Raw genomic sequence first — 13,860 nt, forward strand, 5'->3', positions numbered from 1 at the left:
ACAGGCATAATGCCCGCAGTGTAGTTTCCAATCATTGGTAGGCCAATTGTGCCTGATAGAAAATCTGAACCTGTTGCTTCTTCCATGGGGGTATTAGTGTTGGAATTGGCCGGGGATACGGTGCCTAAGCACGCAGCGTTGCCACCCGATCAGGCGGGGGCGCTGGCTGAGCATGTTGGCTGTGATCTTGCGCAGTGGGTGCCGCAAGTACGTGATCTAGAACTGAGTTTCGCTGCTGTGCATTTTGACCCGGCTGAGGTATTGCGTCCGGGGTGGCCACTGCACCGGTATCTTGAGGAGTTGCAGGCACATGTCCCTCAATCTCATCACGGCCCGCGTGTGTTGGCTTTTGGGGAGAATGGAAAGGGAGAAGTGCCATTGCCTTTTACAGCCGACTCGACTTTAAATGTTGGGCGGTTGCGTGTGTTGCCGTTTTTGATTAGCGGTGCCTCCGAGCAGGTTGCTGCAGTGGCTGAAGTTCTGGAAGAGGTATTGCTGACGCAAGGAATGGTTCAGGCGAATACTGCGTTGTTGGCGCAGGCTGCGTTCAGTGCGCAGATTGAGCATGCGCGTTATATGACGGTCCATGATTTGGTTGCGATGATGTCAATACAGTATGACAACCAGGGGCTTGGGGTACTGTGGCCACTGTTGGAGGCCGCATTACTATCCCCACGAGCTGAGGAGTGGTTAGACGCACCACCACAGCCGCTGTTGCGTTATCGCAGTGGTGAGGTACGGATGGCGTTGTTTGATTTTGTCGGCTGGTGTGCGTATTACCAGCAAGATGGTAGTGACTGTGAGCGGCTAGGTGTGCTTTATGAGCAGTTTTTAGCCCGACAGAGGCAGATGTGTGCAGTATTAGATGCACATGGCGTCATTGTGTCGTATGTGGAAGTCAGGCCTGGGCAAGATGCCCGTTTAGCGTTGGCAGCTTGAGTGTAGTTTCTCTTTAAATATAGTTTATGTATTCAAGATCATTTGAAATATGGTCTAAAAGGTTCGATAGGTTCCAGATCATGATTTTCGACGTTTTTCGAACGGATGTGGCAAAAAAAGAAAGGGACACTAATACTAATGTAGTTGCGTTGAAGGTGATGGTGGTGACGGTTTGTTTTCTAAACTGCTCTGGGAATTCGATTCGTTTGTTGATTTCTTAGCTAGCATGTTTTCGCTGCTGAAGTCGCTATCAGTTTCAAGATCTAGTCGGTGTTGTCCCCGTAGACCGAGTACCCGGTCCAGGATAGTGAGTAGCAGCCCGGAAGGTAGGCCGGTTTCACCATTACATAAGATGGCCACCCCAAAATCGCGTTCTGGTAGCAGTGCGACTAAACCGCGGTAGCCTTGTACCGCGCCGGCATGGAATACGAGTGTGTGTCCATTGTAGTTGAAGAGGCGCCAGCCCAATGCGTAGCTTGCTGCCAATAAACGTTGTTCGCGCCATCCTGGGCGGACTTCACTGGGTGTGCTGACAAGTGGTGTGTGTAATGTCACGAGCAATGGTGCGGGTAGCACTTCCGGCTTATGTCCTGTTTGTGCCAGTAGCCATTGAGCCATATCGCTTGCACTGGCGTTGACACCGGCGGCTGGTGCTAAGTGGTAATACGTTTGTTTGACGACGACGGGCCTCCATCCCTTTTTGGTACGTGTATGTGGTCGTGCCCAACTTTGACTGGATCGAATGCCAGCTAGACCAAGGCTGGCATCATTCATTCCCAATGGCTTAAAGATGCGGCGTTCCACCGCCTGTTCATAAAAGTCTCCGGAGGCAGCAAACACGACGTCGCCGATCAGGCTGAAGGCCACGTTTTGGTAGGAGTAACACTCACCTGGGGAACAGATGAGTGGTGCATAGGCGAGTTTGCGATTCAGTGAATAATAGTCCGCATTCGACTCGATTTCGCCGTCATAGGCGTTGCGGCTCAGGCCGACGCGATGGCTGAGGACATCGGCAACAGTCAATTTGTTTGTTGCGGTTGGGTTGCTTAGGTGGAAGCCGGGGACGTAATCCACAATCTTGCTGTTCCAACTGAGGATGCCATCGTTGACAAGTAAACCGGTCATGGCGCTGGCAAAGGCTTTGGAAAGTGAAGCAAGGCGAAAAACGGTGTGTGCATTCACAGGCTGCGGGTTGCTGACATCGTTAACTCCATAGCCGCGCATGCTAAGGATGTGCCCCCCTTGGACAATTGCCATTGCCAACCCCGGGACTTTTTGGCCATAGGTCAGTTGCTCGGCCATCGATTCGATTGCTTTGATATCGAAACGGTGCGTCAGCAGTGCCACCTTGTCTTGTGTGTCGTCTGAGCTAGTGATCAGCGGTAACGACTGCGGCTTGAGGACTGGAGTTTGATCTGTGGAACTGAGAGTGAAGGGCATTAAGCTGCCCAGTAGTCCAGTTACAATTAGACGCAAATTCCGGTGCCAGCCCTGTTGCTTCATTGTGGCTCTCCAGAGTAATCAATGATTTGTGACTGGTCGGATTCTACCGTCGCTTTTTCCTGTTCCACAAATCACACTTAGAAAAATTTCATATCCCATTGATTTTACAGTCTATTTTTATCGCTATGGGGAGTGCGCAGTTGTTTGTTGAGATCGCCAGATGCGTTTTTTAGTGATGTAGTTTGCACTGAACTTTTGCAATTTGTTTCAATTTTCAGCGCTATACCTCTATACCTAACAGTACTGACATAACTCAATGGTCAGGTACCATAACGTTTGTTTATGAATGGAGCACATAGGTGTGTTGCACGTACTGTCGTGTGTGCTGGTGATGAGGAAGCAGATTGATACGTTGCCGTTGCTAAGGCTGTCGTTATGAATGATGAGCGTTGTTCTTGCTGCTGCTCATGTGTAGACGCTCTCATCATAAGGGGACGGTAGTTTTTTTCGTTCGTTCACCATCCAGCGCAGTGTTTGGTCCTGCGAGTGAGCCTTGTTTTTAATCTCTAGCATGAGGATGTACGGTTTTGTATGTTGATTGTCTTGCCAAGGCTTGTGTGGATGAAGTCAGAAGGATCAATCTAATCTCTTATCCATCCAAATTACGGACATCATTCTTAACTTGTTCCGTTATTTTAAGTGTGTGATAAATGTCTTATTCGGATTGTCTAGGAGGAGTGAATAGGCGGTGTTGTTGCGTGCGTATTCCGATAAACAGACAGCTCAGGTGATTGTGTTGGTTTGTGTGATGCGATGGTTGATAGATTCGGAGGGAGTCATTAGCGGTTGCGCTGTTCTTTGGCAGCAAATCGTTGCTACATCTGGGCTGAAGCAGTAATCCAGGCTGCATTTCAAATAGTAGGGGGTCAAGCGGGTTATTGAGTCATTGTCGCTTTTTTAGTTGTAGTTAGTTTTCACTTGCTCTATACAATCTTAAAATTCAGTGTGTGACGGCAGCTATTATTCTTTAGTGTCTAATTGATGACGGTTTTACAGGAGTCAATCCATAACCAATACGGCATGCGATGCGTGTTAATGGGCCGTTTCCCGACTGTAGACAAGATCGATTTGAGGTTTTGTCTGCTTATGTGGTCGTTGTCGGACTGCACCCATTTGAGATATGTTCGCTCCAGTTTTTGGTGTGTTATGGAATGTATGGTTTGCTGGGCTGATTACGAGTCCTATGTATACGATGGTTGGTTTAATCTTTAGAGGCGTTGTCGCTGTTATTTTTGGTATAGCTTTTTATTGTGTTTGGGATCTACAGCCGACGATAGTTTTCTGTGGGGTATCCCGGATAAGGAGCATACTATGGTACAGGGTCCGTGGAGACTATTTGCGGTCGAGGAGGGCATGTGCATCGGAATATAGCCATGGTGTGGTGGGCATGCAGTATGCAGTGGGTGTGCGTGGTTTCACGGCAAGTAGATCGCCATGTGTCTCATGTTTGTCGTAAGTGCAAGCGTTGATGGAAATGCAGATAGGCGCTTCTGAAGTCGTTCAAGTCTTGGATACTGGTTGTGCGGTGTTGCCTCCAGAGTCTCCGTTACCGATGCCTGAGCAGTCGTTACGTAAGGGGCGTTTACATGTGCCACGTCAGCGTACTGCGCCGTTGGGGATTGGTTTACGTCGCTTCTACCTGATCGGTGGGACGATGTCGATGAGTTTGATTGCAACCTGGGTGATGCTCGCCGTGATGTGGCCTGGTGGGATCAATGTGCTTGAAGGTTGCTTGCTAGTACTGTTCATGTTCTTGTTTGCTTGGGTCACCATGTCCTTTGCTAGTGCATTAGCTGGGTTTTTCTGCATGGTGTTCGGTGGTGGTCGTAAGCTTGGTATCGATCCGCAGATGCCGTTGCCTGATTTGCACACTTACACCGCATTGTTGGTGCCTACTTACCAGGAGGATCCGTGTCGGTTGTTGGCGGGGTTGCAGGCGATCTATGAATCGTTGTCCGAAACGGGACAGTTGGAACATTTCGAGTTTTTCGTGCTGAGTGATAGTCGCCGTGAAGAATTCGGGTTGGCGGAGGAGCGGGAGTATGCTGCCCTGTGTGAGCGGCTTGGTGCTCATGGCAGAATCTTCTATAGGCGCCGCGCAGATAACACTGGACGCAAGGCAGGTAACATCGCCGATTGGGTACGCCGCTTTGGTGGTGCTTACCAGCAGATGCTGATCTTGGATGCTGACAGTGTGATGACTGGGGATACAGTCGTCCGCCTAGTTGCTGCGATGGAGTCCAATCCAGATGTTGGTTTGATTCAGAGCTTGCCGGTTGTAGTGGGTGGCCGCACTCTATTTGCGCGGATGCAGCAATTCGGTGCTTGTGTGTACGGTCCGATCATTGCCTACGGTGTCGCTTGGTGGCATGGCGCAGAGAGCAATTATTGGGGCCATAATGCGGTGATTCGTACGAAGGCTTTTGCAGATCATGCTGGGTTGCCTGCATTGCCTGGACGGAAGCCCTTTGGCGGTCACGTGCTTAGCCACGATTTTGTTGAGGCTGCTCTCATACGACGTGGTGGCTGGGCGACGCATATGGTGCCGTACTTGCAGGGTAGCTATGAGGAAGGGCCGCCGACACTGACGGATTTACTCATTCGTGATCGTCGTTGGTGCCAAGGTAACTTGCAGCACGCAAAAATTGTTACCGCTGCTGGTCTGCATTGGATCAGTCGTATGCATATGTTGATCGGTATTGGTCATTACTTCACTGCACCAATGTGGGGGCTGCTGATGTTGGTTGGCATCGCTATCCCTCTGGTTGGAGATGGTATTGATTTGACCGCAGGCATGCATTTTTCACCAGCACACTATTGGCATGGACGTACAGATGGCGATGTATTGTGGATTTTTACCTTCACTATGTTTGTTCTTTTGGCACCAAAGCTGCTTGCTTACTTTGCCTTATTGTTTAAACCGTATGAACGTCGTGCTTGCGGTGGAGCATTGCGTGTATTGCTGAGTATTTTGCTGGAGAGCATTCTAGCGGCGTTGATGGCTCCTATTGTGATGTATTTGCAGTCGCGTGGCGTGTTTGAAGTGCTGGCTGGTAAAGATTCTGGCTGGGATGCACAGCAGCGTGATGATGGCAAGCTCTCTTGGAGTGTATTGCTGCGTAGCTACGGAGGTTTGAGCGTATTGGGTGTGTTGATCGGTGCATTGGCGTATACCGTTTCTCCGCCGCTAGCAATGTGGATGTCTCCAGTGGTGTTGGGGATGGCGTTCTCAGTGCCGGTCGTGGCATTGACCTCACACCGTCTTGTGGGTGCTGTGCTGCGTCGTTGGGGGATTTTTTTGATTCCAGAGGAAACAGCACCATCGAAGGTATTGATACGTGTCGCCGAACTTCGCCGCGCTAGGCAACCCTAATTTTTGAATCCCTCCTGTTTGGATATATATGCTGGAAACGATAGAGCACGAGACTGCCCCTATGCCGCAGTGGAGTGTGTTGTGGTTACATGGTTTGGGGGCGGATGGTCATGATTTCATGCCCATCATTCCAGAGTTGGTGCGTCCACACTGGCCAGCTTTGCGTTTTGTGTTTCCGCATGCTCCGGTGAGGCCGATCACGATTAATAACGGTGTACCGATGCGTGCTTGGTACGATCTTGTCAGTTTTGATTTCAATCAACGTGCCGACCAGACTGGGATTGAAGCTGCAGTTGCGCAGGTCCAGGCATTGATGATGCGCGAGCAGCAGCGTGGCATTGCGTCTGAACGCTTGTTTCTTGCCGGATTTTCGCAGGGAGGAGCGGTGGTGCTCAGTATCGGTTTGCGTTGTAAGGCCTACTTAGCAGGCTTGATTGCATTGTCTACGTATCTACCGGATCCTAACGTTGTCACTACCACTACAGGGTTGCTTTCAGGCAGCAATGCGCAACAGTTTTTTATTGCCCACGGACATTCCGATCCAGTGGTGCCACTGGTACATGGTCAGTGTGCTGCTGAGGTGTTGCGTAAGCTAGGTTTCGCTGTGGAATGGTATACCTACACGATGGCGCATCAGGTTTGCCAAGAGGAGATCCAGGCCTTGGGAGACTGGTTAGAGCGCCGTTTTGCGATTTCTTCTTAACTGAGCTGCTTTTGTGCCGCAATCATTGATGTTGCGTCCGTCTTGGTTGCCGGAGATGTGCCGGGTCCCACGCATTGTGGTATTGCTAGGATTGGCTGAACTTGTTGTTGTGGTTGCGATGTTGGTGCCTGATCGGGGCAGCGTGTGGTCTGTCTCTCGTTTCCTGTCAGCAAGCGGTATGGCAATGTGGTTAGCGTTGGTGATTGGCGTGCTCTTATGTGTCTTGCGTCCGTTACTGTTACGTCTTTCTCCGATGTTGGGTAAGTTCGCGGTGTTGATGGTGGTCAGTACAGTAACCATGTTGGGAACTGGTGTTATGCATGTGTTGTATGTTTCCCTTGGTCAGCGGCCTATCGCGCCTGAGGTAGGATTTTGGCGTTATACCTTGGGATGTAGCGCCATCACACTACTGATCACAGTTTTGGTGCTCCACTATTTTTATGTCAATGATCGTTGGGTTGCCCAACTACAGGCGCATGCCCGTGCAGAGGTGAATGCCTTACAGGCACGCATCCGCCCCCATTTTCTTTTTAATAGCATGAATCTGATTGCTTGCTTGCTGCGCCGTGATCCGGAAATTGCGGAGCAGGCAGTATTAGATTTGTGCGATCTGTTCCGTGCTGCTCTTGATGCGGGGGAGCGCGAGTCTAATTTGCGTGAAGAGTGCGAATTGGCCGAGCGTTATCTTGCGATTGAATCATTACGTTTGGGTGACCGATTGCAGGTACGTTGGAAACGTTTTGAGCCGCTGCCATGGCAGTTACCGTTGCCGCGTTTGGTGTTGCAACCGTTATTGGAAAACGCCATTTTGCATGGCATTTCCCAGTTACCTTCCGGTGGCTGTGTGGAGGTAAGCATATGTTGCGAAGCGCAGCGTTTATATATCCGTATTGTGAATCCGGCACCGTCTCCACAGCGGCTGGCTGCAGGAGCAGGGCATGCACAGGCCAGCATTGCGCATCGTCTTGGTTACCGCTTTGGTCCTGATGCTCGAATGACGGGGTTTTGGAGTGGAGGTTACTATTCCTGCGATATCGTATTGCCGTTGATATGATAGGGTTGATTGGGAGGTTTTCAGTTTGCTGCGTATATTGATTGCCGATGATGAGCCGCTTGCGCGTGAGCGGCTGCGTGTGTTGCTGCAAGCACAAATGCAACATTTAGAGGTTGTGGCTGAGGCTGAAAATGGCGAGCAGGTATTACATGATTGTCAGCGTCTGAATCCTGATTTGGTCCTGATGGACATTGCTATGCCTGGCATTGATGGTTTGGAAACAGCACGTTATTTACGTTATTTACCTGCTTGTCCAGCGGTTGTGTTTTGCACTGCTTATGGTGATCACGCATTGTCGGCATTTGATGTGGAGGCGATTGATTACCTGATGAAGCCAGTGCGTGCGGAACGGCTTCATGCGGCATTGAAACGAGTGCAAACCTTCGTGGCTGGACGTTTACGTGAACCCCAGACCTCGTGTGATGAGACACCACGTACTCATTTGTGCGTGCGTATCCGCGGCGGATTGCGATTGATTCCTTTGGATCAGGTGCGTTATCTACAAGCAGATGAGAAGTACGTTGTGATCTGTCACGAGCAGGGGGAGGATTTGATTGAGGAATCGTTGAAATCGTTGGAAAAGGAGTTTAGTGACAGGTTTGTACGTATACATCGCAATTGTTTGATTGCGCGTGCCGAACTGACCGAGTTGCGTCGTTGTAGCGATGGACAGGTACAGGCAGTGCTTCGCAATGTTGTTACACCGTTAGCCGTGAGTCGGCGTTGTGTCCCTTTGCTGTGTGATCAGTTGCGTCTGTCGGCTGTTTTGACAGGTCGCTGGTAATACCACGATGCCTTTACTTCGTATTGCTACTCGCAAAAGTTTACTTGCTATGTGGCAAAGCGAGTATGTCGCTGCGCGTTTACGTATGCTGTGCCCTGATTTAGATGTGGTGTTGGTGCCGATGAGCACTCGTGGCGATGAGATCCTGGATCGCTCCCTGGCTGCAATTGGTGGTAAAGGGCTGTTTCTCAAGGAGCTGGAACTGGCGATGTTACGTGGTGATGCTGATTGCGCGGTGCATTCGCTGAAAGATGTGCCTATGGATTTGGAGCCCCCATTTATGCTTGCGGCTGTTTTGAGTCGTGATGACCCGGCCGATGCGCTGATTTCTAATGTCTACCTTTCGCTAGAGTCACTCCCAATTGGGGCGCGTGTGGCGACTTCTTCGCTGCGCCGACAAGCCCAGTTACGCTTTTATCGGCCTGACCTGCGGTTGTTTGACTTGCGGGGTAACGTTAACACGCGCTTGGCGAAGCTTGATAACGGAGATTACGATGCGATCGTGCTGGCTTGTGCGGGGTTACGTCGGCTAGGATTGGAGCAACGCATGACGGCTCGGCTAGCACCGCCAGAATGGTTACCTGCGCCAGGTCAGGGGGCGATTGCGGTGGAGTCACTGACCGAGGATGCTCGGATCGGTACGTTGTTGGCTGGTCTTGACGATCTGCCAACGCGCAAATGCGTGATTGCTGAGCGTACGATGAATCGTGCTCTTCATGGTAGCTGCCATGTGCCAGTGGGGGCTTATGCATCCTACGAAGTTGGTGGTATGCGATTACAGGGCTTGGTGGGTTGTGTTGCCGATGGTCGTCTCGTGCGTGCGGAGCTGTGTTCGGCAAAGGATGAGGGCGATATGCTCGGCAGGGCAGTCGCACAGTGCTTGTTGGATGCTGGTGCGGCTGAGTTGCTAGCCGCCACTGCATAGGATCCTTTGAGACTAAACATGCTGTGTAGATACCACCCACAGCAAGATGATGATTATTTGAAACTGTAGACCAAGTTCACTGTGGTCAATGTGTTTGTTTTTTTATCGTTTTCATTGACTTCGCTATTGTGGCGTAGTTGCCAAGCTGCTTTGAACGCGAAGCGTTGGCTCATTGCGACTTGTACGCCTAGGTCGTTTTGCATGTAATTGTTGTAGGCGCCGACTTCGATCAGCAGGTTGTTGATGAGATCGGTGTTATCGGTGATGTGGTATTTCATGTCGAGTAAGCCACGGCCAATTGGTCCGATTTCTGTCCGTGCCAGATAGGCGTTGTGAGCGCGACGTATGCCTGGTCCGACTTGTGTGTCCAGCGAGAAACGGTTTCCGTTGATCAGGCGTGTTCCATAGCCGATGCCGAAGGTTGTCAAACGGTCGTAGGTCGCGAATCTGTCACGCTCGTGCCGACCTGTGGCGGTGAGTTGGCGAAATTCGCCCAACTGTAATGCTGTGCCAACAGCACCTGTATAGCGCTCAACGGTCGTTTGGCGGTAACGATGGACGCTGCCGTCTTCAGCGGTCTCGGTATAATTTGAAATGGAACGATTAGCAAATAAGTCTAATGAGTGGATCCAGTCTCCTTCGTTGTAGCGTGCTTTCAGGCGCCCGTTAAGGTTTTCTGCGGTACTGTTACCACGCGAGGAAGAAAAGCCCAATTCACCGCTGCTGCCGGCCCATGGTGATTGCACTACTACCGCAGCAGGATCGCTTGGGTTGTTTGGGATCAGCGATGCATTGCTAGTTTGAGCCGATGTGGCGGAGGTGCATAGCAATAAAGGAAGTATGGAGAATGATGGGCGGGACATAGATGCTTCTCTGGGCCTGGATCGATTGGACTTATTAAACATATTGGTTATAAAAGCGGATGTATCAGCCATCGCTCATTGTTACATTAAATAAAAGATTCTTACTCAGCTTTGGGGAGCGACGCTTAGAAAATATTTAGAGCCTGTAGTGTGTTTAATTTTTATGCGCTTTGCCCTTGTCTTGAATTCTTAATAGCTTGCCAGTGTAAGCGGTGCCTGATGCTCATGGCTGTGGTTGTCAGCCACCAAATCTGCCGTGAAAGTGCGTTGAAATGTATACAAGCTGATTAGGGAAATTATAGACAGGATAGTGTACCCATCATCGGCATGAGGCTTGATAGTAAAAGGGGATGGTGAAGGAGCCAGAATTGCTTGGCGCTTCCGGCTAAAGTTAATGATGCTGCACTGGCGGCAATGCGCTGCGAGCTCTGATAGACAGGAGATACAGCGCTGATTAGATCGGTCATGATGCTCTTAGCGTCAGTATTGTACAGAGCATGAGAGCAGCGCATTGCATTAGATGGGTTGATGTAGTGTTTTTGCTGCCAAGGGATAAAAGAGTGGGAGTGGTCCTGGTTTGTGCCCATAACAATAGCGCTAGTCCGAGTTGACCCATTGCAGTCCAGGGGGATGTGTTTTCTTGGTTGGTATGGTTCAAATAACAACGTTTGGTGATAGGAATAGAAGCGGTAGCCGTTAACGTGAAGCTCATTATTAGCAGTTAAATCATTGCTATTTAAAATAGCTTTTTGGAGTGAGAATCAGCATTTCGATACTACTCCTAGCGGCACGTTTTTTGAGAAAGATGTTATGTGTTCATCGTTTGGCCACTCGGACATAATTTCTATATGGATCTTTATCAACGTATCGGTGTCATGCACTGTTTATTGAAGTCGGTGTCTTGTCCAATTGGCGTGTTGCGCTTTCAGGATGAATTGGGTTGCTCTGCTGAGACGATCTATCATGATGTGGCCTTCATGCGTAATGTGCTAATGGCCCCGATTGAGGGGGATGGAGAGACGGGGTTTTTTTATCTCTTGAGTGAGGGTAACCAGTTTGAGTTACCGGGGGTATGGTTCAATTCGGAGGAGTTGTACGCGTTGCTGGCGATGCAACAACAGTTGGTATCTGCATCTATGGATGGTCTTGTATCTTCCATGCTGTTACCGCTGCAACAGCACATTGAAAATTTGTTGGCTGCTCAGCCTGGTATGCCACCTTGGCAAGTGGGGCGTGTACGCGTGATCTCACACCGAAATCGTAAGTTGAACCAAGTAAGTTTCCGTATCGTTGCTTCTGCGGTGCTTGAGCGTAAGCAGCTTGGCTTTTACTATCGTGCGCGTTCTACTGACGAAGCAAGTAATCGTGTTGTCTCGCCACAATGCATGACCCACTACCGCGGTAATTGGTACCTCGACGCTTGGGATCATGGTCGTCAGGGAGTACGCAGTTTCGCTGTAGACAGGATCTATCGTGCTCGGATTATTGACGTGCAGGCACATGATCTACCCGATAGCGATCTAGAGGAGCAGTCATCGGGTAGTTACGGTATTTTCTCAGGGTTACCCAAAGGCTGGGCGACAATCGTGTTTAGCTCCAAAGCGGCACGTTGGGTCGCTGACGAATACTGGCATGTTAAACAGCGGGGGCGTTTTCTTGTCGATGGTCGCTATGAATTGCAGGTGCCGTACAGCATCTCGCGCGAGCTGTTGATGGACGTGTTGCATTATGGTTCGGATGCAGAGATTGTTGAGCCACCTGCACTACGTGAGCAAGCAAAGGCCTTATTGTCGCTGGCGTTGAGCAACTATGAGTGATGTGAAAGCAAGGGGTTTTTTGGTTTTCTATCGTATGCGGGCAACCACTCCGTAGGTGTGGTTGCCCGCTGAATGACATAAAGGATTGGCTCGCTGTACTGGATTCCAGAGAAAGAGGGCGAAGTAGCTAATGTAAGTGTGCCAGTGCAGGGCACAGTCCGTGTTCGAGGCGCTAGACGTGAATAGAGCTTCTTGGAATGTCATTGAACTCAGGATTTCTATTTTGATGCAAAGGTCAGCGATTGCCGTATTCCCGTTGCATTTGCTTCATCATGCAGTGCATAACGTAAAAGCAATTAAAAAATATGTGAGTAGTGAAGTGAGCCATACTAAGATCTGACACTTTCTATTTTTATATGTAGTGTTATTCCTGGGTAAATCTCTAATTAAATTTAAAGCGCAGCCCTTATAAAGGAATGTGTGTGGCCTGCACCTTGCTTTATTAGATTGAAGTTTGGTTGAAATCAAAACGTTTATTAAGACACCATTCATCGCTGGAGCAGTGGAGCAGGAGTTTAGGGTCACTTTGTCAAGCAATGACTCACGCATCTTGCTTAAGTGTAACGGCATCGCATGTGCGAAGCGTGCGGTCTGGATAGATATCTAGGTGTGTCACTCTAATTGCATCGTCGGCGGGTGGTTATTATGAAGGTATTAATCATCACTATTGATTATATAACCTCATAATAGATTTATGACATTTCTGCAATTTCTATTCCATCGAATCCTTGACTCAGAGTTTTAGCGTCTTTCCCATCGGAGAGTTTAATACGCAGGCGTACCTCGTTCTGCGAATCAGCATGGCGTAGTGCCTCTTTATAGTTAATGGCTCCGCTATGATAGAGTTCGACTAGACTTTGATCGAATGTCGTCATTCCAAGATCATTGTGGTTTTGCATGACTTCTTTGAGCTTATGGATCTCGCCTACGCGTATGTAGTCCTGTACTAATCGACTGTCGCGCAAAACTTCCGCTGCTAAACAGCGCTCTTTACCATCCGCAGATGGGATCAATTGTTGAGCGATGATGCCTTTTAGATTCAGCGACAGATCCATCAGTAATTGGCTGCGCCGCTCTTCCGGGAAGAAGTTAATAATGCGGTCTATTGCTTGATTGGCGTTGTTGGCATGTAGGGTACACATGACCAGATGGCCGGTTTCGGAGAACGAGATGGCATGATCCATTGTCTCTTGAGTACGCACTTCACCAATCACAATCACATCTGGGGCTTGGCGTAGGGTATTTTTCAAGGCATTTTCCCAACTGTCGGTATCGGTACCTATTTCGCGTTGGGTGATGATGCATTTCTCGTGCTTGTGAATAAACTCAATGGGATCTTCGATAGTGACGATATGTCCTGTTGAGTTGTGATTACGGTGGTTGATCATTGATGCCATTGAGGTCGATTTACCACTACCCGTAGCACCAACGATGATGATGATGCCGCGCTTCTCCATGACGAGCTCCTTAGCGACCTGCGGGAGCTTCAGTTTTTCGAAGGTGGGAATAGACATCTCGATTCTGCGTAACACCATACCAATTTGGTTACGCTGATAGAAAGCGTTGACACGGAAGCGACCAATGCTGGTGATGTCAATTGCGAAGTTGCATTCGTGGACCTTCTCGAATTCCTCGCGCTGCGCTTCACTCATGATATTGAAGACTATGTCACGGCTTTGCTCTGAAGTCAGCGGTACTTGTGTGATTGGAGTGATATTGCCGTGAATCTTCATTGAAGGCGGCATTCCACAGGTAATAAATAAATCCGACGCTTTTTGGTGCGCCATCAGCTTAAGTAAGGATGTGAAATCGATGGTAGTCATCGGGTGTTGCTCCTTTGCTGCTATGCCGATAGCTGGAGAGGAGCAGGCGCTCCATGTTGCGGTGTGTCTCCAGCTT

The 13,860-nt window shown here is 49.6% G+C and carries 10 protein-coding genes; 7 read left to right on the top strand and 3 right to left on the bottom strand.

Annotation, left to right across the window (positions count from 1 at the left end; translation table 11 throughout):
• The first annotated feature begins 84 nt into the window (after positions 1-84).
• Positions 85-939, top strand: coding sequence for a hypothetical protein (locus F7G16_RS06415; RefSeq protein WP_004087322.1), 855 nt, complete (start codon positions 85-87; stop codon positions 937-939).
• A 135-nt stretch (positions 940-1,074) separates the two neighbouring features.
• On the opposite strand, the gene F7G16_RS06420 is transcribed toward F7G16_RS06415, so the two are convergent.
• Positions 1,075-2,442 (bottom strand): serine hydrolase domain-containing protein, encoded by a 1,368-nt coding sequence (locus F7G16_RS06420; protein WP_004087320.1) that lies wholly within the window; start codon positions 2,440-2,442, stop codon positions 1,075-1,077.
• Between the two features lie 1,468 nt (positions 2,443-3,910).
• Here F7G16_RS06420 and mdoH point away from each other — a divergent pair.
• The 5 genes from mdoH to hemC are packed head-to-tail and all read left to right on the top strand — an operon-like array spanning position 3,911 to position 9,281.
• A complete protein-coding gene (mdoH, locus tag F7G16_RS06425; protein ID WP_004087318.1) occupies positions 3,911-5,815 on the top strand; it encodes a glucans biosynthesis glucosyltransferase MdoH in 1,905 nt (634 codons plus the stop codon).
• Between the two features lie 28 nt (positions 5,816-5,843).
• Positions 5,844-6,518 (top strand): alpha/beta hydrolase, encoded by a 675-nt coding sequence (locus F7G16_RS06430; RefSeq protein ID WP_004087316.1) that lies wholly within the window; start codon positions 5,844-5,846, stop codon positions 6,516-6,518.
• Between the two features lie 28 nt (positions 6,519-6,546).
• The gene (locus F7G16_RS06435) at positions 6,547-7,572 is read left to right on the top strand and encodes a sensor histidine kinase (RefSeq protein ID WP_004087314.1); all 1,026 of its coding nucleotides are present in this window, start codon (positions 6,547-6,549) and stop codon (positions 7,570-7,572) included.
• Between the two features lie 25 nt (positions 7,573-7,597).
• On the top strand, positions 7,598-8,356 hold the full coding sequence (locus tag F7G16_RS06440) for a LytR/AlgR family response regulator transcription factor (RefSeq protein ID WP_004087312.1): 759 nt from the start codon (positions 7,598-7,600) through the stop codon (positions 8,354-8,356).
• A gap of 7 nt (positions 8,357-8,363) precedes the next feature.
• The gene (gene hemC / locus F7G16_RS06445) at positions 8,364-9,281 is read left to right on the top strand and encodes a hydroxymethylbilane synthase (protein WP_004087310.1); all 918 of its coding nucleotides are present in this window, start codon (positions 8,364-8,366) and stop codon (positions 9,279-9,281) included.
• A gap of 53 nt (positions 9,282-9,334) precedes the next feature.
• On the opposite strand, the gene F7G16_RS06450 is transcribed toward hemC, so the two are convergent.
• Positions 9,335-10,144: a DUF481 domain-containing protein gene (locus F7G16_RS06450; RefSeq protein WP_004087308.1), complete on the bottom strand. Its 810-nt coding sequence runs from the start codon at positions 10,142-10,144 to the stop codon at positions 9,335-9,337.
• Between the two features lie 848 nt (positions 10,145-10,992).
• Here F7G16_RS06450 and F7G16_RS06455 point away from each other — a divergent pair.
• Positions 10,993-11,961: a helix-turn-helix transcriptional regulator gene (locus tag F7G16_RS06455; protein WP_004087304.1), complete on the top strand. Its 969-nt coding sequence runs from the start codon at positions 10,993-10,995 to the stop codon at positions 11,959-11,961.
• Between the two features lie 692 nt (positions 11,962-12,653).
• On the opposite strand, the gene F7G16_RS06460 is transcribed toward F7G16_RS06455, so the two are convergent.
• Positions 12,654-13,784, bottom strand: coding sequence for a PilT/PilU family type 4a pilus ATPase (locus F7G16_RS06460; RefSeq protein WP_011097971.1), 1,131 nt, complete (start codon positions 13,782-13,784; stop codon positions 12,654-12,656).
• Positions 13,785-13,860 lie beyond the last annotated feature (76 nt).

It is taken from the genome of Xylella fastidiosa, assembly GCF_011801475.1.
Lineage (GTDB): Bacteria > Pseudomonadota > Gammaproteobacteria > Xanthomonadales > Xanthomonadaceae > Xylella > Xylella fastidiosa.

Bases quoted from the DNA above. Each gene is read 5' to 3' on its own strand.
- F7G16_RS06430 (WP_004087316.1), top strand. From the start codon at position 5,844: ATGCTGGAAACGATAGAGCACGAGACTGCCCCTATGCCGCAGTGGAGT.
- F7G16_RS06435 (WP_004087314.1), top strand. From the start codon at position 6,547: ATGTTGCGTCCGTCTTGGTTGCCGGAGATGTGCCGGGTCCCACGCATT.
- F7G16_RS06460 (WP_011097971.1), bottom strand. From the start codon at position 13,784: ATGACTACCATCGATTTCACATCCTTACTTAAGCTGATGGCGCACCAA.
- F7G16_RS06415 (WP_004087322.1), top strand. From the start codon at position 85: ATGGGGGTATTAGTGTTGGAATTGGCCGGGGATACGGTGCCTAAGCAC.
- F7G16_RS06420 (WP_004087320.1), bottom strand. From the start codon at position 2,442: ATGAAGCAACAGGGCTGGCACCGGAATTTGCGTCTAATTGTAACTGGA.
- F7G16_RS06455 (WP_004087304.1), top strand. From the start codon at position 10,993: ATGGATCTTTATCAACGTATCGGTGTCATGCACTGTTTATTGAAGTCG.
- hemC (WP_004087310.1), top strand. From the start codon at position 8,364: ATGCCTTTACTTCGTATTGCTACTCGCAAAAGTTTACTTGCTATGTGG.
- F7G16_RS06450 (WP_004087308.1), bottom strand. From the start codon at position 10,144: ATGTCCCGCCCATCATTCTCCATACTTCCTTTATTGCTATGCACCTCC.
- mdoH (WP_004087318.1), top strand. From the start codon at position 3,911: ATGGAAATGCAGATAGGCGCTTCTGAAGTCGTTCAAGTCTTGGATACT.